We start from the raw sequence: 21041 nt of genomic DNA, 5'->3' as shown, positions 1-21041 counted from the left end.
TAAGCCGACGTTCGCGTCGGCTTTTTTGTACCTGTAAATTCATCCTAAGCCTGTGATTTTAGCCAAGATGAGAAAGCGGCAATCGCTGGTTCTGATAAACGGCGTTGCTTACAAAAGAAGGTAAATTCAAATCCGGTATGCACATCGGGAAGATTCAAGGCGACTAAACGCCCCGTGGTGATATCGCCAGCCACCATAAAGTCCGGCGCTAGGGCTAAGCCTTGGCCAGCAATCGCCGCTTCAATCGCCATCACAATATGACTAAACACATGCTGTTGTTCGTTATCGAGTGGTATTTGGTGCGCCGATGACCACTTGTGCCAGTCAAGCCCTAATGGCCCTTCATCAACCACCAGCAGAGCTTGTTGCTGGAAATTACTCAGGCTTATGTCGCGCCATTTAAGGTAAAAACTGGGGCTGCATACAGGAATTAAACGCTCTTTGTGCAGTAACTGTTGCCAATAGCCACGTTGATTTAGCTTACCGGCGATGAAGATATCCGCGGTGCTGGTGCTTAGATCAGGATCTTGGGTGATCATCTCGAGGCGGATTTTCACGCTCGGATATTGGCGGCGAAAATCGGCGAGTCTTGGGATTAACCATTTCACCGAGAATGAGCTGTAAACGGCCAGGCAGAGCTGTTGATTTGGCGTATCGCGTACTTTCAAGTTGAGGTCGCTTAACTCGTTGAATATCCGCTCTAACTCTAAAAATAGTCCGTGCCCCTTAGGCGTTAACTGCAGTTTACGCCCCTGACGGTCGAACAGTTGCTCGCCAAAATACTCTTCTAATACTCGCACTTGGTGAGACACTGCACTTTGGGTGATGCACAGTTCATCGGCGGCCTTAGAAAAATGCTGCTGTCTGGCGGCAGCTTCAAACACTTGTAGAGCGCGTAATGGCGGGAGCTTTCTCATGATTTTCAATATCTAAAGGCTTTAGTATGAATTTAATTCATCTAGCATGAGAAAGCATCATTTCAGCTTAAGTTTTGCGAGGATTATCATGCCGCCATTGAGATTTATGGATGTTAAAAAATGCAACGCCCAGTAGTTATTGGTTTGATTTTATTGATAGTAGGTAATCTATTCAGTGCCTTCTATGATGTGTCGATCAAGTGGTTACCGGACGATGCGAGTGCCTCGACTTTCCTCCTTGTCAGGCAAATCTCTTCAGTATTTATGTTGTTGCCAGTGTGGCTGTATTCGCAGCGTCCGATGACGACACATATCTCAGTTCACCTTTGGCGTGCCAACATAGGCTCAGTTGGCGCGCTTTTTTTAATTATTGGCTTAATGGCATTGCCGCTCGCGACAGTTAGCTCATTGTTTTATTCCGCACCGCTAATGATTATTTTGATGGGGTATTTCTTCCTGAGCGAGAGGATCACCGCTGCTCAGACAATCTGTACTGGCTTAGGTTTTGTCGGCATCTTGATTATCCTGCGGCCGAGCGAAATGAACTGGTACGGCATTGCTGTGCTGTTTTCTGCTTTTACCTTTGCAGTGAATCAGTTAGCACTTAAAAAAGTACCCCATGCTGAGCATCCCGTGCTAACGCTAATGCTATATAACTTGCTGGGTATTCCGGCAACGTTAGTGATTGCAGCGTTTCAGGGGATTGAGGGTTTGAGTTGGGAGCTGGTGGGTGTGGCCTTGCTGAGCAACGCATTTTTATTGGTTTATCACTGGTTTTGTGTGCTGGCTTACCGCAAGGCACAGGCGAGTGATATCGCGATTGCGGAATACACTGGCTTATTGTTTATTGTCTTTTTAGGCTGGTTGTTGTTCGATGAATGGTTGGATAACTTAAGTTGGCTCGGTGCCGCCTTAATCGTATTACCTTCGTTGTTTTTACCTTGGTTAGGATCGCTCCTATCAAAATCGGCACCTAAGATAGCGGATACACTCACGGGAAAATAACAGCGAGGGTTTAAGCCTAAGTGGGCGAGTTGGCTCACTTAGGCTCAAGTTTTAAATAGGTAAACTGCAAAATTACTTAGCATACTCAAATACTTTCACCACTTTACGCACGCCAGCAGTATTACGGGCGATATCAACAGCTAAGTCTGCTTGTGAGCGATGAATAACCCCCAGCAGGAAGACTTCACCATTTTCAGTGATGACTTTAATGCGAGTCACATCCAAATCTTTTTCGTTCAGCATGCGGCCCTTCACTTTGGTCGTAACCCAAGTGTCATTGCTGCGGGTGGTGAAAGAGGTTGGATTGCCAATGCGGATTTGATTATGTATTTTGCCGCCGAGCTTAAGATCTTGTACGACCTTGATGGCTTTATCCCTTAACGTAGAGTTAGGGGCTTGGCCTATCATAAGTACATTGCCATTGACGGATACACCTGTGATATTCGTTTGTTTTTTAAGATCTTCTTGCTCTAGCAGTGCGCTGGTGATCTTAAAATCAGTATTGGTATCATCAAGCTGAGTCTTAACAGTACGTTCGTCGTTGGCCATCATAGCGCCACTGACTGCGCCCACCATAACGGCACCGGCGCAGCCTTGAAGCAGCAAGCAAACCATTAACAGCGGGGCAGCGTGTCTCATTGCTGCTCGTCCTGTGGGAAGAGGGTGCGGTCAATATTGTCACACAGGCAATGGATCACCAGTAAGTGCACTTCTTGGATACGTGCAGTGACATTTGAAGGTACGCGGATTTCCACATCGTTCACGCTCAGTAGGCCAGCCATAGCACCGCCATCTTTACCTGTTAGCGCTACGATAGTCATGTCGCGGCTTAATGCGGCTTCAATGGCTTTAATCACGTTACCTGAGTTACCACTGGTCGAGATTGCTAGCAGAATGTCGCCCGGTTGACCTAAGGCAAAAATCTGTTTTGAGAAAATCTCATCATAGCTATAGTCGTTGGCGATAGCTGTGATGGTTGAAGTATCGGTAGACAGAGCGATGGCTGGTAAGGGTGGACGCTCAATCTCGTAGCGGTTTAGTAGTTCTGCTGAGAAATGTTGCGCATCACCAGCACTGCCGCCGTTACCGCAAGCAAGGATTTTATTGCCACCCAAAAGACAGTGCACCATCATCTCGGCCGCTTTGGCGATGGATTCTGGCAGTGCTTCGGCTGCATCGATTTTTGTCTGGATAGATTCAGTAAAGCTGTCTTTAATGCGTTCTAACATGGATACATCCTTTCAGGATAAAGTGTTGCTATCATGCCATATTTCCACAAGCGTGTTGAGGCACAGACGTTAAAATAATTTGTGTAGTCACTCTTTCACTATTGGCACTTAAAAGGCATCGACTAGCCAATGAATTTGATCGGCTTCCATGGCGATGACATCGAAACGACAGGGCACATCGAGTCTATTGAGTTGTAAATAGTGGCTAGCCGCTTTGCGAATTCGCGAAATCTGCGCGCTGCTTAGGGCCTGTAATGCGCCGCCATATTGATTTGCCGAACGATACTTCACTTCGACAAATACCCAATGGTTTTTATGGCGCATGATTAAATCAATTTCCCCAAACGGATAGCGGACATTACGTTCGACAAAAGTTAAGCCTTGTTGTTCAAGGTAACGTTGGGCGTGCGATTCTGCCTGCTGTCCGAGTGTCATAACTGGCGGAAGCTACCTCTTTCATAACGTCCCCAGCTTAATTGGCGGTTGACTATGCCATCTGGACTGACAGATAAAGCACCACTGCGACCATTGAATTGATAACCCGTGAATGAGCGCATTTGCGCTAAACGGCCGATCAAATCCATTGCATCATAACCCATAACAAACAAACGTTTCTGACTGTTATTCCAGCCCGAAAATAGTGTGTTGACCATCAGATTTTCTTCGCCGTTTTGCATTAGCCAAGGTGCGTCGCTTAGGGTCAGGTTATTTAAATCCTGCGCCGTTTGTGTGCTTTCATTTTCAACTCGGCTGCGGCTTGAGGTATATAAAGGCACAGGTTGTGTGAAAACGCTAAAATTTACGTCGATAAAGGCCTTGAGCAGGGTTAGATCCTGTGGCGTTGAAATCATATAAATGGCATCAATATCTTGGCGCGAGCGGAAGTCGGCTTGTACTGAATTGCCTAACAGCTCTTTAATACGGGCGATCCGCTCTTGGCTATCGCGCACACCAAGGGCATCTTGTACTGTGGTGCGCATTTTATCACCGCCATCGAAGTAGTGAACTTCGACAGGGTTATCGCTCTTCTTTTTCCATGCTTGAATAAAGCTTTCGGCCATGCGTTTGCCAAGGGCATCGTTACTGGCGAGCAGTAACGGCATAGTTACGCCATCTTGATATAAATGCTCCGCCGCATCGGCCGCCTCTTGTGCGGGAGATAATGCAAAGTAGAACCTATTCGGATCGGGGGTGAACTTATCAACTTGATTTAAAAATAGTTGTGGTACAGGCGCAGCAGGTGCTGTTGCTGTATTGGCCGTTTTGTCTGGGTTGGTAGTATTAGTCACCGTATTAGTGGTGGCTGTGTTTGCCGCATTGATCACTTGCAGTTGTTCAATTTCAGTAGGCAATAATGGGCCAATAATAAATTCGGCTCCCGCAGTTAGCGCCTGTTGGTAAGCGCTGGCAGCATCGTTTGCCGTGTCATAAAAGTTGACTGCGACTTGGTCATTTTGCTTGGCCATGTAACTGGCTAATATGCCTTGGCGAATTGCATTGGCAGCGTTAGCTCTTGGGCCCGTCAGCGGCAACAGCACAGCAATGTTTTTTGGCGTAAATGGCTTAGCGTTTAAGGCTCTGTCAAGATCGGCGGGCAGCTTAGCCGCTGCAGGATGATAAGGATTTTGTTTCTGCCATTCGCCTAAGTAGCGTACTAACTGTGTCGGATCGACAGCATAATGCTTCGCGATATAAGCCAATTGCAACCAACCCGTAAACACAGGAGTCTTAGCATCTTGGGTAAAGGCTTTTAAGGTTTGTTCGTGCATTGGCTGCAGAACTTGCCAAATCGCGTTATTCACCTCGTTGGCTTGGGCGGGGGGCAAGTAAGTCGTCAGTAAACTCAGTTCACGCACTTGCTCAATAGGTTGTTTATTAAATTGATATAAATGTGCCTTGAATTGGTGATAGGCCGTCATCTGCCAGCTTGGCAAACTCCAATTGCTTGGATAATTGAGAACTTTAAGTGCATCACTATAGGTGGACGTGTGTTCAAGCACGCGCGCGGTCAAGTATTTATGTTCGGCCAGAAATGTTGGGCTCTGATTCAAGCTTGGCTGTATCGATTTTAGTAGCTTCTGCGCCGCTGCGTAGTCGTTGGCATTGATATAGGCATGGGCTGCGAGCAGCAGATTAGTATCGCGCTGCTGCGGATCTTTGCTATTGGCGGCTTGTGCCAAATACACATTGGCCGACAAAGGTGCAGATGCTAAAGAGGTGGCCACTGTGGGTGCAGTTCCGGTCGAGGTGGGCGTTGAAGTGCCACAACCCGCCAAGATTACCGATAAAATGGCCACGGAAACGAACTTAGTTGTATTCAGGCTTTTTAACACTGGGCTTCACTCTGGTAAGATGCAGCCTCTAGTTTAACCTTCTCTCGCGCTTGACGAAAGTCTTGGCACTGTCATTACAGAGGTATATATGGACCAAAGCGTCGCACTCTACATAGTTCCTACTCCCATAGGTAATTTGGGCGATATGAGCTCACGGGCAATAGAGGTGCTGAATCAGGTTTCATTGATCGCCTGTGAAGATACTCGCCACAGCGGTAAGTTATTGAGCCACTTTGGTATTACTACAAAAACTACGGCGCTGCATGATCATAACGAGCGTGCTCGTGCCCAGTGGATTGTCGATCAGCTTGCAGCTGGGCTGTCGATTGCATTAATTTCAGATGCGGGTACCCCGTTGATTTCCGATCCGGGTTATCACTTGGTCTCCCATGTGCGCCAATCTGGGTTTAATGTGATCCCTTTGCCCGGCCCTTGCGCGGCAATTACCGCCCTGAGCGCCTCGGGTTTGCCATCGGACCGTTTTTCTTTCGAAGGTTTTCTGCCCTCTAAAGAAAAAGCCCGCGCTGATAAGTTATTAGCATTGAAAGAAGATCCGCGCACGCTGATATTTTATGAATCACCCCACCGCATTGAGCACAGTCTAACGACTATGGTTGAAGTGCTTGGTGGCGAACGCCACGTCGTCATGGCGCGTGAAGTGACCAAAACCTTCGAAACTTTTTTATCTGGCCCTGTCTCAGAGGTGCTTGCCACCGTAAGTACTGACCCGAATCAGCAGAAGGGTGAAATCGTGCTTATGGTGCATGGCTACCATTTGAGTGATGACGAAGCGATTCCCACCGTCGCTATTAATACGCTCAAACTCTTATGTGAAGAATTACCATTGAAGAAAGCCGCAGCAATTGCCGCGCAAATTCATGGACTTAAAAAGAACGCTCTGTACAAATACGGCCTAGAGTCTGATTTATAAGCGCTAAAACGGTTACGAGCGGATTATCTGTGGTGCATCAGGGTGGCTTAGGCTATAATCCGCGCCGAGTTGGCCAGACAGTCGCCGCGTTCGCAAGAACGGGGAGGAAAGTCCGGGCTCCAAAGAGCGGGGTGCCAGGTAACGCCTGGGCGGTGCGAACCGACGACAAGTGCAACAGAGAGTAGACCGCCTGCCTGATTTATCAGGTCGGTAAGGGTGAAAGGGTGCGGTAAGAGCGCACCGTGCGGCTAGCAATAGTTCGTAGCAAGGTAAACTCCACCCGGAGCAAGACCAAATAGGGTTCCGTATGGCGTGGCTCGCGTTGGAACCGGGTAGGTCGCTTGAGCCTGTGAGCGATTGCAGGCCTAGATGAATGACTGTCCAAGACAGGACCCGGCTTATCGGCCAACTCACCTCATTCAACAAAAAGCCCGTTTGTCGTAATGACAAACGGGCTTTTTGTTTTTTAATTTATACGGTAATGATAAATTTTATTTGATTAACTCATTAAAAAATAAGAGTTATCTCGTTCTCCCGGCCCTTCAGTCTATCGCTTATTTAGCTTTCAGTTTAGCCGCCATTACAGCCATTTCTCGCCTTTCTTCGTCGCAGGTAAAAATTACTCAATGCAGGTAACATCTACCGTTAACTGGGAGGGTTAATAGAAATAAAGTAGTTATAACTTATTGTTTTTATGCGTTTATATTGTTTGGTATAGCCATTGCATTGGTTTGTACGCAAAGTGCAGCATCTTGTTGCATTGCACAGTGTTCACCAAGGAGGCTTTCTATGGCCAGTTCAAAAAGCGTAGCAGAACAAACTAACAGTAAAGATAGCGGTGCTTTAAATTCACCCACAACAGCGAAAGCAACTGAAGTGACGCACCATGCCGTTGATGCAGTGGCAGAGAAAGCCGCAGTTGCAGAAGACACTTTGCGTAAAACGGCAGCTAGCTCACAGGAAACTCTGGCGCTCAAGCAGGAGGAAATCAAATTACAACTGCAAAGTTCTTATAGCAAAACCCGTGAGTTGGCAGCGCAAAATCCATTGGCCACAGCTGGGATTGCCTTTGCCGCTGGTGTGGTATTAACGGCTTTATTGCGCCGTCGCTAAGGTGGATTTATGCAAAACCGTGCAAGGTCAGAGGCGCCAGAACAAAGGCCCGTCCAGCATAGTGCGCAAACCGCCAAAACTGGGCAGACAGCATCAGCTGCTGCCCAGCATAAAGTTATTGATCAGGCAATGGAGCAACTGGCTGAAATAGCTGTTCTTAGCAGTTCAGTGAAGCAAGCCTATCTCGAGCAGTTGAAGTTGGCCGGGAAAATAGCAACGGCAGAATGGCGGTTAACAGGGCGTAGCCTGATTATCGCTGCGGCTTTAGTCGTCTGTTTTGGTACTGGCATTACGTTATTCTGGGGCAGTATTTTATTGCTGTTGGGCTATATGCTGTTTCAATTGAGCGGTTCGTTATTGGCCTCGGTGATCGCTTTGGTGGTGCTACAGTTTGTTTTATTGCTTTGGTGTTGGCGTAGTCTTGGCTATGTGCTGTCACAAACTGGCTTTTCGAAGACTTGGCAGCAATTACAGCTTTTGCTCTCGACTCGAGAGTCGGAACATCAAAAATAGGAGGCGCGACTATGCTAATTCAACATTTACTTAAAAAACAGCAGTTGAAGCTGACTGTGCTGACGGAACAAGGCCAGTTGCAGCATGATTTGTTACTGATGAGGAAACGACAATTAGCGCAAAGCAGTCGTGATTTTATAGGGTCGACACCAGGTTTAATCGTCAGTTTTAGCCTTGGCTGCCTGTTTCAAATGCGCCACAACAGCACTGTAAAACTACTGCGTAGCACTTTTGGTTTGCGTTGGATTACCAAACTCATCGCTTGAGAATGATGTAAATGCTGTGATTTTTACCTTAATGATTTCCATTGGTGTGGGTTTCGCTGTTATTAGTTGTCGTCAATGCAGCTACAATCATGCCTCGAGTCAGTAAGTGTAAGTATTTTGCTTGTTGTGTCGGACAAGGCGTGGGACTGGCGATAAGTTGTTGAATTTGGCATAAATAAAGAGCTGCTATGCTATGGGCTAATGTGTAGCTTGGAATAATAAATTCGTCAGTGTTGAAGGTGTTGATCAATTTATTTTCAATATGTTGCACAAGTTTAGTTTGTAATTGTTTAGTTGCTGCATCGAGGTCGCTACCTAGTCTAAATGACATGGAACGGCGAAACATGCTGTTTCGGCTAAAAGTAATAAGCAGTTTTTCCAATGAGGGGGGGGTATTAGTTGAAAGCCAGTCTTCGGTTGACTGTAGATCTTCAAAGATATTTTCAAAAATATTTTGATGGAGTGCAATAAGAATATCGAGCTTACGCTTGAAGTAGCGATAAAACGTCGTGCGCCCGACATCGGCTTTGTGCGCAATATCTGCCACTGCAATATCACGATAATCTTGCTGTTTAAGCATTTCCTTGAAAACGTGGAGAACCTTGAGCATCGCTCGCGGGCTTTGTTCTATGCGCATGTGGGGCTTGGTGTGCATACTGGATTTTGCTCCAAATTCAATTCAGGCGTTTGATTATACATTAGCCTCAATGGCTCTTGTGTTGTGATTTTTGCTTAAGTGGAACAGATAGGCTCAGGTGTACCATTTGAAACATTCGGGCGAGTTTGTGCCTGATGGTTGGGAATAATGGGCTTTATAGTGACGGTCATAGGGTTAACTGCAACGACAGTGTTACCTGAAATATGAAATTGTCACTACCGATGGAGAATCTGTGATGAGTGAAAATATTGAAGTGGCTCAAAGTGATCAAACAAATCATCCAATCAAGCACAAATTAAGAGTAGGTATTTTCCTTTATCCAGGCATGACGATGCTCGATGCCTATGGGCCACTACAGTTTTTAGCCTTTGTGCCATCATTTGAAACCTTCACTTTTGCGAAAACCAGCACGCTATTACCCTGTGATGCGGGCGTTAACTTACAACCTAATTACGATTTCGATAATTGTCCGCCGATAGATATCCTGTTAGTGCCTGGGAGCGCAAATCCTTTGGCGCAAATACAGGATGAGCAAGTCATTTCTTTCTTAAAATGCAAGGGGGAGCAAGCGCAATACATTACATCTGTATGCACTGGTGCCTTGATTATTGCGGCAACAGGTTTACTTAATGGTTATCGCACGACCACTCACTGGGCTTATGCTTCAGTGTTGGCACAATATCCTCAAATTACCTTTGAAAATAAACGTATTGTGATTGACCGTAATAGGATCAGTGGCGGCGGTATTACTGCAGGGCTCGATTTTGCTTTGGCACTCATTGCCAATATAGCGGGTGAACAACAGGCTAAAACACTGCAGTTATTGTTTGAATATGATCCTAAACCTCCCTTTAATTGTGGCTCACCTATATTGGCTGATGCTCTTTTGGTACAGAGGGTTGAGCAGGAGGTCAGGCTGATAGCGTCAGGATTATTTTAGGCCACAAGGCGCCAAAGATTGTCTTAAAAAGTACATAGTTCATAAGATTATTATGTAGCTTAGGTTTAAAAACTGCTTTTCACTAGGAATCGCCATTCCCAGCTGTTTACTGACTCGCCGCCCGTATAAGGGAGTGAAAAATCAATATGGGCTACGTTGCCATAGCTGGATCGAGAGGAATAAATCCGTGCGCCTATGCCTATGCTACCCAGTGGTCCGCTGACTTCGTTATTCTCGGCGAGTTGGCCGCCGGAAGCTTGACCCAAATCGGCAAAGACTGCCCAGCCTAATTCAGCCAGTTGGTATAAGTTGATATTGGGGTAGTTGCGTATCTCGGCGGTCAGTAACCACTGATTATCCCCTTGCTGGTATTCGTTTGGATAACCGCGCACGCCAGTTTCATCCCCTAATCCTTTCGTTAGATCCAGATAAGTGTTCTGTGAAAGGCTAGCCCAAGCTTTGCCATAAGCCGTCCACTTAGGATGAATTTGATAGAAGTATTCGGCTTGAATATCAACCTTATAAGTATCTTTTTGAGTGGTGCCGATAGTGCTTGTTCCCCCCATTTCTAACAGCCACAGTTGATCGTTAAACTTATACCCGCCAGTGCTTTGCCAGTTAACGTGGTAGCCTAAGGGATTATTATCACCTATATCATTGGTTTCTATACCGAATTGCACATAGTGATGCCAACCTAAGTTAAAGTCTTCATTGTTGGTGATCAGGTGAACATTATTCAGTACGTGGAAATCATCTTCGATAAACTCGTAGGCGACCCAAGGGTACATAAAGTCCCTGTCTTGAGGCAGCATCGAATTGGGGTAGAGATCTGAATTGGCAAACTCATGTTTGTCTTGGGTAACACCGGTAATAAAGCGAGAAAGGTGCTGACTGTTTTTATTAATTAACCAGCCGTATTGCAGATTGAGATAGTCGACTGTGTGTGTGAACTCATTCACCTCTTGCCCATTTTGTCTGAGGGTATCTGTACGGTTATCGTCTAAAAACTCCGCCGAATACATGGTACTCGTATTGAGGGAATAGAAGGGCTTACTTACATAAACGTGTTTAGCTTGGCCGTCGCTATTGTCGTAGAACTCAGCGGCAACTGTGCCGTGCTCAATAATGCTGAGCGGAGCTTCGAAAGCAAATTTATAGCCATTCCGGGATTCATTAGATTGATATTTAAGTCGAGTGCGGATCCCCGTTCCAAGCAAGTTGTCTTCTTTGAGCCCGAAGGAGTAACGGGTGTCGCCACCTGAACTACTCAAACTCGCTGTCGGTAATAATGACCAATTATCCCAAGTCTCCACCACCACGGACTCAACGGATGGATCGACATCGGTTTGGGGATCTTTTTCTGCGATATAAATTTTCGCATCGCGAATATAAGGCATTGCCCGTAAAAGTCGTTGGGATTCGTCGAGATCTTTTTGTGTAACAGTATCATTTTCGCTGAAGGTTAAATTATCGAGAACCACATATTCTTTGGTATTGATATGCAGGGCGTTAGCCCAGCGGTGAATGAAAAAAGCATCGGGATCTGACTCATCAAAAATGGGGTTATTGACCACCACAATCTTGCTGACTTTTTGTTTTGTTTGATCTTGGTTTGCGGGATCGGCGAGCTTAGCCTCTTCTGCTTGGGCAATCCTGATTAGGTTGCCAACACAACAAGATAGGATGCATGCATACTGAAAAAATTTCTGCATAAAAGGCCACTCCCATGAAATCGACGACTGCAGCGAAAACAATTTCACGTTGCAATTCACAATTTAATAACACATGGAAAACGAGTGTTAGTCAAGGAAACATTTTAATAAGTTTCTTATTTTACTTAAGGTTAGCTTAAGATTATCTTGAGGTAGCGGCTGGGCGCGGGCTCCAGCCGGATTAGCGATTGTTACAGTGTACGCCTAGGTGGGACAGCGACGTTAGCAAAGATGAGCCCCGCAATTAGCGACATAAAAATCAAAAAGATTTGCGAGCCTATGTGCGACTGATTGAGCATGGTCTCACCTGAGATCAGTGCATTGAGTCCGATATAGGTTTTACTGCCGGGGACTAAGATCACTATTCCCTGCAACAGGGCGATGGAGGCTGGCGCCTTCATCCAGCGGGCGAAGAGGTTAGAATAAATTCCTACTGCCAAGGCACCAAAGAAGATCCCCACCGAATCACCAAAATAATGTCCGCCGAGCATGGCTGAGAAAAACGCCACTATCCCTGCCAATACGCCCCAAGGCGAATCTTGCATCCTTGCTTTGAAGATAAAAACCAGCGCCATAGATAGAATCGGAACCGCCGACCAAATTGCCCAGCGAGGTAAACCCTCAGGTTCAATATGAATCGCTTCGCCGAACATAGCCTTACCGATTGCCATGCCGAGCACTGCGCCAAAGTACAGCTTAAATAATTGCATGCTCGCATCCATGATGCGCGCCGTGCCAGAAATTAAATCCCGTGCGGCGAGTTCGGCTAAACCTAAGGTTAAGGCTAAGCCGGGAATAAAAATAATAATGGAGGAGAGGATCACTACTGGGATATTAATATTTGGATCGATACGCGCTATGCCACAGGCTGCGATGGCGCAAAGGATAGTGGCGAAGGGTTCGAGCACTTCGGCCATGCGGGCCGAGCGTTCGGCACGGTATACCAAGCCATAGACGAATAAGCCTAATAATCCTGACCAAAATACATCGTTCCAACCCGTGCCCATCAGCATAGCGAAAGCGGCGGCAGAAGTTCCAAAAGAAAAGCAAGTTAATACAGGGCCATAGGGATTGGGTTTATTGGCAATTTCTTCTAAGCGATCTAAGGCCTCGGCCAAAGTGCGTTTACCTGAGGTTAACTCATCGACCAATTCATCGGTGCGGGCGAGTGAGCCTAAATCGAGTTCACCGGGCTTAACTCGAGCGGCATGGTTATATTCTTGATCGGTATCATGTTGCAAAACGAAGGTCATCGACGTCGGAGAAATAAGGAAATAGCCTTCGATACCTAAGGTGCGAGCAACGGTTTGTAAGTGGGTTTCTAGACGATAAGCGGGTGTGCCAAACTTATGCAAGGCTTTGCCTAGCTTTATGATAAATCTGCGTTTTTCGATAAACTCGTCGTTATCCAATCGGGGTATTCACTGTATAAAAAGTTGTAGGGAATGACGCGCGCATATTAACCTATCTTGTCTATAAAAGGTTAATGGCTTTTAACCTTAATACAAATAAATTGCTGATTTTTTGCAGCTCGGGCTATAGTCAGCTTTTTGATAAGGGGAAATATGCATGTCTTTGATGGTAACGGGTCTTTACGCTAGCCTCACAGGGCTATTAATTGTCGCTTTAGCTTATCGAGTAGTGAAATTAAGGCGAGGTCAGAAAATCGGCCTAGGCGATGGTGGTAACAGCACCTTAGCTTTGGCTAATCGAGTACATGTTAACCTGATCGAAAATGCGCCTATCGTATTGATTTTAATGCTGGTGGCCGAAGCGGGTGGCTTGCCTGCATTTTATTTACACTGTTTTGGGACTGTGTGGATAGTGGCGCGCTTACTTCATGCTATTGGCTTAACTCAAGGCCAAGGTGGTTACCATTTTGGTCGTTTTTGGGGCGTATTGCTCACTTGGCTAGTGATTATCAGTTTGGCGCTGGTGAATTTGCTGCATTTTGCTCAAGGTTTAGGAAAGGGTCTCTAGGCTGGCAGGTTTGGGCGGTCAATTCCGCCCTAAGCCATATCCATAGCGGATTTAGGGGTATTACGCTTCTGGCTCAAATACCCCTGAAAATACCTCGATTGGTGTTTTTTTAATCGCATCTATCCTCCGTTCCCTGCTATACTCCGCGTCCCTAAATTGGCGTAACTTATTTTCGTGGCGCCTTTATTTGACATTACGTTTTCGGGTCACAATCCATGCAAGTTGAATCCACACTCTTTAGTCATCCCAAGTATTGGGCCACGGGCGACAGCACTGCGCCTTTCTTACCTATGTCTCGCAAGGAGATGGATAAGCTTGGTTGGGATAGCTGTGACATCATCATAGTCACAGGCGACGCTTATGTGGATCACCCAAGCTTTGGCATGGCAGTGATCGGCCGTATGTTAGAGGCCCAAGGTTACCGAGTCGGCATTATTTCCCAGCCCGATTGGTCGAGCAAAGACGCCTTTATGCAATTGGGTCGTCCAAACCTGTTTTTTGGCGTCACCGCCGGTAACATGGATTCGATGATTAACCGTTACACCGCCGACCGTCGTTTACGTTCTGACGATGCTTATACCGCGGGTGATATTGGTGGTAAGCGCCCAGATCGCGCCGTGACTGTGTACACCCAGCGCTGTAAAGAAGCCTTTAAAGATGTGCCTGTGATTATTGGTGGTATCGAAGCCAGTTTACGCCGTATCGCCCATTACGATTATTGGTCGGATAAAGTACGCCGCAGTGTGATTTTCGATGCCAAGGCCGACATTCTGATGTACGGCAATGCCGAGCGTCCTTTAGTCGAAGTGGCACGCCGCTTAGCTGCCGGTGAACCGATAAGCTCGTTGCACGATGTGCGCGGCACAGCCGTTATCCGTAAAGAGCCACTGCCCGAATGGCGCGGTATGGACTCGCGCAAGATTGACCAATTGCACAAGATAGAGCCGCTGCCGAATCCTTACGGCGCCGATGATGTGGGTTGTGCTAACTTGTCCGGCCCGTCGGATGTGAAAATTTTCGATAACGAAGCCCCTAAGCCTATTAGCGTTCAACCGCCTAAACCTAAGCCATGGGATAAAACCTATGTGCTGCTGCCAGCGTTTGAAAAAGTCTCTGAAGACAAATATTTATATGCCCATGCTTCACGGATTTTGCACCAAGAGCAAAACCCAGGTTGTGCCCGTGCGTTATTTCAACCCCATGGCGACCGCGCCGTTTGGGTGAATCCGCCTGCATGGCCGCTTAATACCGATGAGATGGATGCCGTATTCGATTTACCTTACCAGCGCATTCCTCATCCTATCTATGGCAAGGAAAAAATCCCTGCCTATGACATGATCAAGACGTCTATCAACATCATGCGTGGTTGCTTTGGTGGCTGCTCTTTCTGCTCGATTACCGAGCATGAAGGCCGAATCATTCAGAGTCGTTCACAAGAGTCGATTGTTAAAGAAATCAAAGATATTCAGGATAAAGTGCCCGGCTTTACTGGAGTGATTTCCGATTTAGGCGGCCCTACAGCCAACATGTACCGTTTAGGTTGTACCAGCGAAAAGGCTGAAAAAACCTGTAGGCGTTTATCCTGTGTGTTCCCATCAATTTGCGGCCACTTAGGCACAGATCATAAACATACTATCGACTTGTATCGCGCTGCGCGTGCCGTACCTGGCATCAAGAAAGTATTGATTGCCTCTGGCGTGCGTTACGACTTGGCGATCGAAGATCCGGCTTATGTTAAAGAGTTAGTGCAGCACCATGTGGGCGGCTACTTAAAAATCGCCCCTGAGCATACCGAAGAAGGTCCGCTCAGCAAGATGATGAAACCTGGCATGGGCGCCTACGATAAGTTTAAAGAATTGTTCGATAAGTTTTCTAAGGAAGCGGGCAAAGAGCAGTTCCTGATCCCTTACTTTATTTCGGCGCATCCAGGTACGACCGACGAAGACATGGTGAACTTAGCGTTGTGGTTGAAGGAACGTAAGTTTAAGCTCGATCAAGTACAGAATTTTTATCCGTCACCGATGGCGAATGCGACCACGATTTATCATACCGAGTTAAACTCGCTGAAAAACGTCAAGCACACCAGCGAAGTGGTATCTGTGCCGAAGAAAGGGCGCCAACGTCGCTTGCACAAAGCATTGCTCCGTTATCACGATCCTGCGGGTTGGCCATTAATCCGTGAAGGGTTAACCGCCATGGGGCGTGAAGACTTGATCGGTAATAGTCCGCATCAATTAGTGCCGCCAGAAGGTCGAAATGAGCGCGGACCTAAGTGGATGAAAGATGCCAACCAAGGCCAAAAAGCCTTTACTCGCTTCTCGGGCAATCAATTTGATGACCGCAAGGGCGATGGCAAATCTAAAGGTGCGGCGAAAGGCGGCGCGCAAGCTCAGGCTGGTGCTGAGTCAAAACCCGCCGCTAAAGGCGGAAAACCTGCAGCGAATGGCGCTAAGCCAGCGGGAGCTAAACCCAGTGGCTCTAAACCCAGTGGAGCCCATTCGAGCCGTCCGGGAGCGAAAGCGCCTTTCGGCCAGTCTGGTTTTAAGGCAGGAGGCTCTCAGGCTAAAGGCGGAAACCCATCAAAAACGGGTGGCAAATCTGCAGGCAAGCCCTCTCAGGGGCGCCAACAGGCTAAGTAACACTTTTCGACATCACAAATAATGTTTAAAGGCTGCTCCAGATATGGTTTGGAGTGGCCTAGCTAGCATGGTCATTCCGCTAAAATAGTCCTCAACTGGTATCGCTGGGCGAACTATTATAAGATCCCTGTCTGATGTTTATGTCTACTATTTGTTTATATTCGATATTTTAGCTATACATCTCACCCATATCCGCGGTTCGTTAACTAACATTAGATATTATGAATAAAAAGCGTAGACCCAGTCTTCAAGACGTTGCCGATCAAGTTGGGGTCACCAAAATGACGGTGAGTCGCTATTTAAAAAATCCAACAAGGGTGGCGCAAAGCACTCAAGAGAAGATTGCTGTCGCACTAGAAACCTTAGGTTATATTCCTAATCGCGCGCCGGAAATTTTAGCGCAAGCAACCAGTCGCGCTATTGGCGTGTTAGTGCCTTTGTTAACCAACCAAGTATTTGCTGAAGTGCTGCGCGGTATTGAGAATGTGACCGGCAAACGCGGTTATCAAACCATGCTGGCTCACTACGGGTATCAGGCCGAATTAGAAGAAGAGCGGGTTGCATCACTGCTCTCTTACAATATCGATGGCTTACTCTTGTCCGAAAGTTACCACACGCCGCGTACCGTGCGAATGATTGAAACGGCGGGCATTCCGGTCATCGAAATGATGGATAGCGTGTCGCCTTCGATTCAACAGTGTGTGGGTTTCGATAATACAGCGGCCGCATGCGAAATGGTTAAGGCCATGATTGCACAAGGCTATCGCCACATTGCCTACCTAGGCGCGCGCATGGATATTCGCACTCAGCTTAAGATGCGAGGCTACGAGTTAGCGATGCAGGAGGCTCAGCTTACACCTTTGGCGATGACCACAAATGAGGCCTCGTCGTTTTCCTTGGGGGCGTCGTTATTGCAACAAACATTAGCGAAATATCCCTATGTGGATAGCTTTTTTTGCACCAACGATGATTTGGCTGCGGGGGTGATATTTGAGTGTCAAAGACAAGGCATCAAGATCCCTGAACAAATTGGCGTTGCAGGGTTTCATGGCCATGATATTGGCCAATCTATGACGCCAAAATTGGCGAGCATTATTACGCCGAGAAAAGAGATTGGTCGAATTGCTGCCACTGAGCTATTAGACAGGCTAAATGGCAAAGAGATAGCAGAATCGGTTATCGACCTGGGCTATCGTATTGATTTAGGGGAAACACTGTAGACTTCCCCTTGTTCTTTCGCTTAACGACTTATGTTTGTCATCACAGGTTATCGTTAGAGAAACGCAGAGATGATGACTGCGACTATGCCGCCCGTCGTACCAATAATGGTCTCCATTACAGTCCAAGTTTGCAGTGTTTGTTTTTCTGACAATCCAAGAAAACGGTTAGCGAGCCAGAAACCTGAATCATTGACATGCGAGAGCACAATCGAACCACCGCCAATGGCAATCGTAATTGCCGCCAATTGAGCACCATCTAAGTTTAGTGGTTCAAGTATCGGGATGATAAGGCCGCAAGCCGTTAACATGGCCACGGTTGCCGACCCTTGGATCACGCGCACCGACGCCGACAAAATAAATGCCAGTATTACAATCGGTAATCCCGAACCTGCCAACATATTGCCTAATGCATCGCCGACCCCCGAGTCAATCAGCACTTGCTTGAACACGCCACCAGCACCGGTGACGAGAATAATGATCCCAGCAGGTTGTAACGCACTGCTACAGATTTCCATGATGCGCTCATTGGGAATATTGCGTCTAACGCCTAGCACATAGAATGCGATTAAACAGGCTAGCAAAATGGCGGTGAAGGGATGACCTATCAAGGCGAGCCAATTATGCAGATCGGATTTTTCATCAATAAAGCGTGACACCACTGTCTTTAAACCGATAAGCAGCAGTGGGAACACCACAATACTGATTGATAGCGCGAATGAGGGGATCGGTCCGCCTTCTCGTTCACCTTTTTCCTGCTGCTCGTGGGCAGGCAGCTCAACATGGACTTTTTGGGAGATGAGGCTGGCAAAGAGCGGGCCGCCTAGAATCATCGCCGGAATCGATGCCAATAAACCGAAGACTATCATGTAGCCAAAGTCGGCATTGAGCTGGGAAGCGACCAAAATAGGCCCTGGTGCAGGGATGAGAAATGCCTGACAAGTGGCAATACCCGCGAGCAGTGAAATACCAATTTTAACGACACTGCCGCCCCCTTTACGAACCACGGCAAAGGCGATGCCAATCAGCAGTACCACAGCAACATCGAAGAAGAGGGGGAGTGCACAGATAAAGCCTGTAAAGGTCATGGCCCAGTGAGCTTTGTCGTTACCAAATTTATTCAGCAGTGTATGGGCTATCTGATCTAGCGCGCCAGTCTCTTCCATTACCCGGCCAAACATGGCTCCCAAAGCGACCACTACCGCCACAAAGCCCAGTGTTCCCCCCATACCTTGTTGAATCGTATTGGTGATATCGGCTGGGTTCATGCCAGAGAAAAGGCCGGCAATGATCGACACCAGTATCAGTGATACTACTGCATGTAATCTCACTTTCATCACTAAGAACAGTAGCAGGGCAATTGAACCCAGTGCTGTCAGAATCAATGACATATCAGACATAAGAGGACTTTTCCTTGTTAGTTAAGTTGTCCACATTTTTGTAGGTTACCGGTAACATGTTACCCGTAATATGGTAGAGTGGGAAGTGACTAAATTCGAGAATTGGCATGAGGTTAACAAAGTGACTGAGAGAAAAAAAGGCAATAGCTATGTGTTCATGGGCGTCTCTAGTTGTGGCAAATCTTCGATTGGTGCCGCGGTCGCAAAGGCGTTAGAGACGAAATTTATTGATGGTGATGATCTGCATCCTAGAGCCAATATTATCAAGATGAAATCTGGCTCACCGCTCAACGATAGCGATCGCGCTCCTTGGCTTGAGCGTATCAACGACGCTGTGTATAGCATTGAGCAAAAGGGGGAGCAGGGGGTTATTGTCTGCTCTGCACTGCGGTGCCAGTATCGTGACTTAATCCGTCAGAACAACAGCAAGCTGGTGTTCATTCATCTATACGGAGATTTTGAATTAGTCAAAACACGCATGTTTGCCAGAAAAGCCCACTTCATGCCGATTGAGCTACTCAAGAGTCAGTTCGACACGCTGGAAATGCCCGCGACTGATGAAGCTGACGTTATCCAAGTGAGTATAGATGGCACTTTCGAAGAAGTCGTACAACGCTGTATTAATGCGATAAATGGCGAAGGGTAAGGTCAACGTTGGCCATTGAAGTCAAGCGCAAAGTCGTAATGCACATCGGCTTAAACCGCTCAATTTTTTAGAAAAAAAGCCACTCCAGAAACTAACTTGGAGTGGCGTAGAGATAATGGTAAGCCTGCGGTACCATCTAATGAGTGTTACGGCGAGCGTTTGTAGACGGAACGTGCGCCGCACCTCAGTCTCAAATAAGCTCACGCATATGAGCGATGACGCGAGCTGCCTATCTTGCTAAACATGATTTAACTCAACATATGATTAGAACTGTCACTAAAGACTTATACTCAAAATCGTCCTGCTTCATGCGATTAAGCAATGCCAAAGTAGAATGAGCGCTTTAGAAACCTTAGCTAACATCTCCTTTAGTCCTAAAAAAAGTAGTTGATCCCCACTGCGAAGCTGTTGTCTTCCTGTGCTTCGAGTGCAGGATCATCCATATCACTGAAATCTAGCTTCATCTCGGCAAACATCACAGTGTCGTTACTGTAGCGATAATGCAGTCCCAGCATGGCAAATTGGCGAGTCCATTTACCTTGGATAGGCGTAGTTGCATCTGTGTCTAAATCTAAATAACTGAGTACAACCATGGGCACAAAACCGTTGTCGAATTGATAGGCCGTCATCAACTCGGCACCAGTGGCGTCGTAGAGATCGCCGTTGACCAGTTCATTATTTTTACTTTTGTGAGCGTTAAAGCCCACATAGAGACCGTTGGCCTCACGTCCTTCGGCATAGTGATAGTAGTCACCATACATGGCACCAATGCCGACAATTTCATTGGTTTCATCGACTTGAGTGTTGCCTAAGTGGCCTTCAAAATCACCGCGGTTAAAACCTGCGAGTAGCTTAAATTTATCGGTTACCGCATAAGTGATACTGGCGCCGTAGCTGCTGTCAAAACTCAGTTCTGAGTTGGTCATCTCGCTACCATCATCGTTCTTTAGGCTGACATCACCATTGGTTTTGGCGGCATATTGCAGGGCGATTTGTACTGGGCCTAAATTATTACGGTAAATGAAGGCGGAATCGGCACGGCCTGTACCTGTGAGGCTGCCATCACCGAAGGTGTAAGCGCCAACGCTGTAACCTGCAAATACGTTCGGTAAATCTGTAGTGCCTGCGACATCGTAATAGGCGCCCCATTGTTTACCGAAACTCAGGTTGCCCCATGTATCATGTGACATGCCAACATAACCTAAGCGGTTATAGAGAAAATCATCGGTTTTTTCGGCGGCGAGTTTGCCCCCTTGCATCACTAGCCCATCGTCGCTGGAGACCATGTTGATCCCCCATTCTGTGGTAGCAAAAGCGGTCCAACCATTTTTCTCGCTGCGTTCGAAGCTGAATCTTAGGCGTGACGAGTCGTCGATAACTGAAGTATCGTGGCTGTCATTTAATGCTGCAAACCCTAACCAACCCGTTAAATTTAATGTGTTTTTTTCATCTTTATAGAGTTCAACCGCCTGACTGCTGGTGGCCGTTAATAGCATAGGTAACACTAAAGCGAGACAAGTCTTATTCATAAATCCCCCGATA

General features: G+C 47.0%; 20 protein-coding genes and 1 other RNA gene. 11 read left to right on the top strand and 10 right to left on the bottom strand.

The window, feature by feature from the left end:
• Positions 1-44 precede the first annotated feature (44 nt).
• Positions 45-917 carry a LysR substrate-binding domain-containing protein gene (locus L5M40_RS18230; RefSeq protein WP_173913161.1) on the bottom strand — a complete coding sequence of 291 codons (873 nt, stop codon included), beginning with the start codon at positions 915-917 and terminating at the stop codon, positions 45-47.
• 120 nt (positions 918-1037) lie between these two features.
• Between L5M40_RS18230 and L5M40_RS18225 the strand changes: the two genes are divergently transcribed.
• A complete protein-coding gene (locus tag L5M40_RS18225) occupies positions 1038-1922 on the top strand; it encodes a DMT family transporter (protein WP_131525400.1) in 885 nt (294 codons plus the stop codon).
• 72 nt (positions 1923-1994) lie between these two features.
• Here L5M40_RS18225 and dolP read toward each other — a convergent pair whose 3' ends face one another.
• From dolP to L5M40_RS18205, 4 genes are all read right to left on the bottom strand, one after another.
• Positions 1995-2561 (bottom strand): division/outer membrane stress-associated lipid-binding lipoprotein, encoded by a 567-nt coding sequence (dolP, locus tag L5M40_RS18220; RefSeq protein WP_105250526.1) that lies wholly within the window; start codon positions 2559-2561, stop codon positions 1995-1997.
• Entirely contained in the window at positions 2558-3151 is a 594-nt protein-coding gene (locus L5M40_RS18215; protein ID WP_105250525.1) for a phosphoheptose isomerase, read from the bottom strand. Before L5M40_RS18215 ends, dolP begins: the two co-directional genes overlap by 4 nt.
• Before the next feature lie 108 nt (positions 3152-3259).
• Positions 3260-3586 carry a YraN family protein gene (locus L5M40_RS18210; RefSeq protein WP_105250524.1) on the bottom strand — a complete coding sequence of 109 codons (327 nt, stop codon included), beginning with the start codon at positions 3584-3586 and terminating at the stop codon, positions 3260-3262.
• Positions 3583-5484 (bottom strand): penicillin-binding protein activator, encoded by a 1902-nt coding sequence (locus L5M40_RS18205; protein WP_263177069.1) that lies wholly within the window; start codon positions 5482-5484, stop codon positions 3583-3585. The genes L5M40_RS18210 and L5M40_RS18205 overlap by 4 nt, the downstream gene beginning before the upstream one ends.
• An 88-nt stretch (positions 5485-5572) precedes the next feature.
• Here L5M40_RS18205 and rsmI point away from each other — a divergent pair, with 88 nt between their 5' ends.
• The 5 genes from rsmI to L5M40_RS18180 all read left to right on the top strand — a co-directional run bounded on the left by rsmI (position 5573) and on the right by L5M40_RS18180 (position 8307).
• Positions 5573-6415 (top strand): 16S rRNA (cytidine(1402)-2'-O)-methyltransferase, encoded by an 843-nt coding sequence (gene rsmI / locus L5M40_RS18200; protein ID WP_105250522.1) that lies wholly within the window; start codon positions 5573-5575, stop codon positions 6413-6415.
• Positions 6416-6480: 65 nt separating this feature from the next.
• Positions 6481-6832, top strand: an RNA gene (gene rnpB / locus L5M40_RS18195) — RNase P RNA component class A.
• A 372-nt stretch (positions 6833-7204) separates the two neighbouring features.
• Positions 7205-7528, top strand: a complete 324-nt coding sequence (locus L5M40_RS18190) for a DUF883 C-terminal domain-containing protein (protein WP_113941447.1) — start codon at positions 7205-7207, stop codon at positions 7526-7528.
• A gap of 9 nt (positions 7529-7537) precedes the next feature.
• Positions 7538-8041: a hypothetical protein gene (locus L5M40_RS18185; protein ID WP_263177068.1), complete on the top strand. Its 504-nt coding sequence runs from the start codon at positions 7538-7540 to the stop codon at positions 8039-8041.
• 11 nt (positions 8042-8052) lie between these two features.
• Complete coding sequence (locus L5M40_RS18180) at positions 8053-8307, top strand: hypothetical protein (RefSeq protein ID WP_263177067.1); 255 nt, start codon at positions 8053-8055, stop codon at positions 8305-8307.
• A 28-nt stretch (positions 8308-8335) separates the two neighbouring features.
• Here L5M40_RS18180 and L5M40_RS18175 read toward each other — a convergent pair whose 3' ends face one another.
• Positions 8336-8962: a TetR/AcrR family transcriptional regulator gene (locus L5M40_RS18175; protein ID WP_263177066.1), complete on the bottom strand. Its 627-nt coding sequence runs from the start codon at positions 8960-8962 to the stop codon at positions 8336-8338.
• Positions 8963-9200: 238 nt separating this feature from the next.
• On the opposite strand from L5M40_RS18175, the gene L5M40_RS18170 reads away from it, so the two are divergent.
• A complete protein-coding gene (locus L5M40_RS18170) occupies positions 9201-9905 on the top strand; it encodes a DJ-1/PfpI family protein (protein ID WP_263257024.1) in 705 nt (234 codons plus the stop codon).
• 65 nt (positions 9906-9970) lie between these two features.
• On the opposite strand, the gene L5M40_RS18165 is transcribed toward L5M40_RS18170, so the two are convergent.
• The gene (locus tag L5M40_RS18165; RefSeq protein WP_263257022.1) at positions 9971-11617 is read right to left on the bottom strand and encodes a hypothetical protein; all 1647 of its coding nucleotides are present in this window, start codon (positions 11615-11617) and stop codon (positions 9971-9973) included.
• Between the two features lie 191 nt (positions 11618-11808).
• Positions 11809-13029 carry a threonine/serine exporter ThrE family protein gene (locus L5M40_RS18160; protein ID WP_105250515.1) on the bottom strand — a complete coding sequence of 407 codons (1221 nt, stop codon included), beginning with the start codon at positions 13027-13029 and terminating at the stop codon, positions 11809-11811.
• A 157-nt stretch (positions 13030-13186) separates the two neighbouring features.
• Between L5M40_RS18160 and L5M40_RS18155 the strand changes: the two genes are divergently transcribed.
• The 3 genes from L5M40_RS18155 (at position 13187) to gntR (ending at position 17456) form a co-directional block, all read left to right on the top strand.
• Positions 13187-13597 (top strand): MAPEG family protein, encoded by a 411-nt coding sequence (locus tag L5M40_RS18155; RefSeq protein WP_113941441.1) that lies wholly within the window; start codon positions 13187-13189, stop codon positions 13595-13597.
• A 215-nt stretch (positions 13598-13812) separates the two neighbouring features.
• Positions 13813-16236 (top strand): YgiQ family radical SAM protein, encoded by a 2424-nt coding sequence (locus tag L5M40_RS18150; protein WP_168826037.1) that lies wholly within the window; start codon positions 13813-13815, stop codon positions 16234-16236.
• A 221-nt stretch (positions 16237-16457) separates the two neighbouring features.
• Positions 16458-17456 carry a gluconate operon transcriptional repressor GntR gene (gene gntR / locus L5M40_RS18145; protein WP_263257020.1) on the top strand — a complete coding sequence of 333 codons (999 nt, stop codon included), beginning with the start codon at positions 16458-16460 and terminating at the stop codon, positions 17454-17456.
• 53 nt (positions 17457-17509) lie between these two features.
• Here the strand turns inward: gntR and gntU are convergent, their stop codons facing one another.
• A complete protein-coding gene (gntU, locus tag L5M40_RS18140) occupies positions 17510-18853 on the bottom strand; it encodes a gluconate transporter (protein WP_105250511.1) in 1344 nt (447 codons plus the stop codon).
• Between the two features lie 70 nt (positions 18854-18923).
• Here gntU and L5M40_RS18135 point away from each other — a divergent pair, with 70 nt between their 5' ends.
• On the top strand, positions 18924-19499 hold the full coding sequence (locus L5M40_RS18135; RefSeq protein WP_411569088.1) for a gluconokinase: 576 nt from the start codon (positions 18924-18926) through the stop codon (positions 19497-19499).
• A gap of 374 nt (positions 19500-19873) precedes the next feature.
• Here the strand turns inward: L5M40_RS18135 and L5M40_RS18130 are convergent, their stop codons facing one another.
• Complete coding sequence (locus L5M40_RS18130; protein WP_263257016.1) at positions 19874-21028, bottom strand: porin; 1155 nt, start codon at positions 21026-21028, stop codon at positions 19874-19876.
• Positions 21029-21041: the final 13 nt, after the last annotated feature.

The sequence above is a fragment of the Shewanella sp. SM68 genome, from assembly GCF_025653925.1.
In the GTDB taxonomy this organism is placed as follows: domain Bacteria; phylum Pseudomonadota; class Gammaproteobacteria; order Enterobacterales; family Shewanellaceae; genus Shewanella; species Shewanella oncorhynchi.
This window is presented reverse-complemented; position numbering and strand designations above follow the sequence as displayed.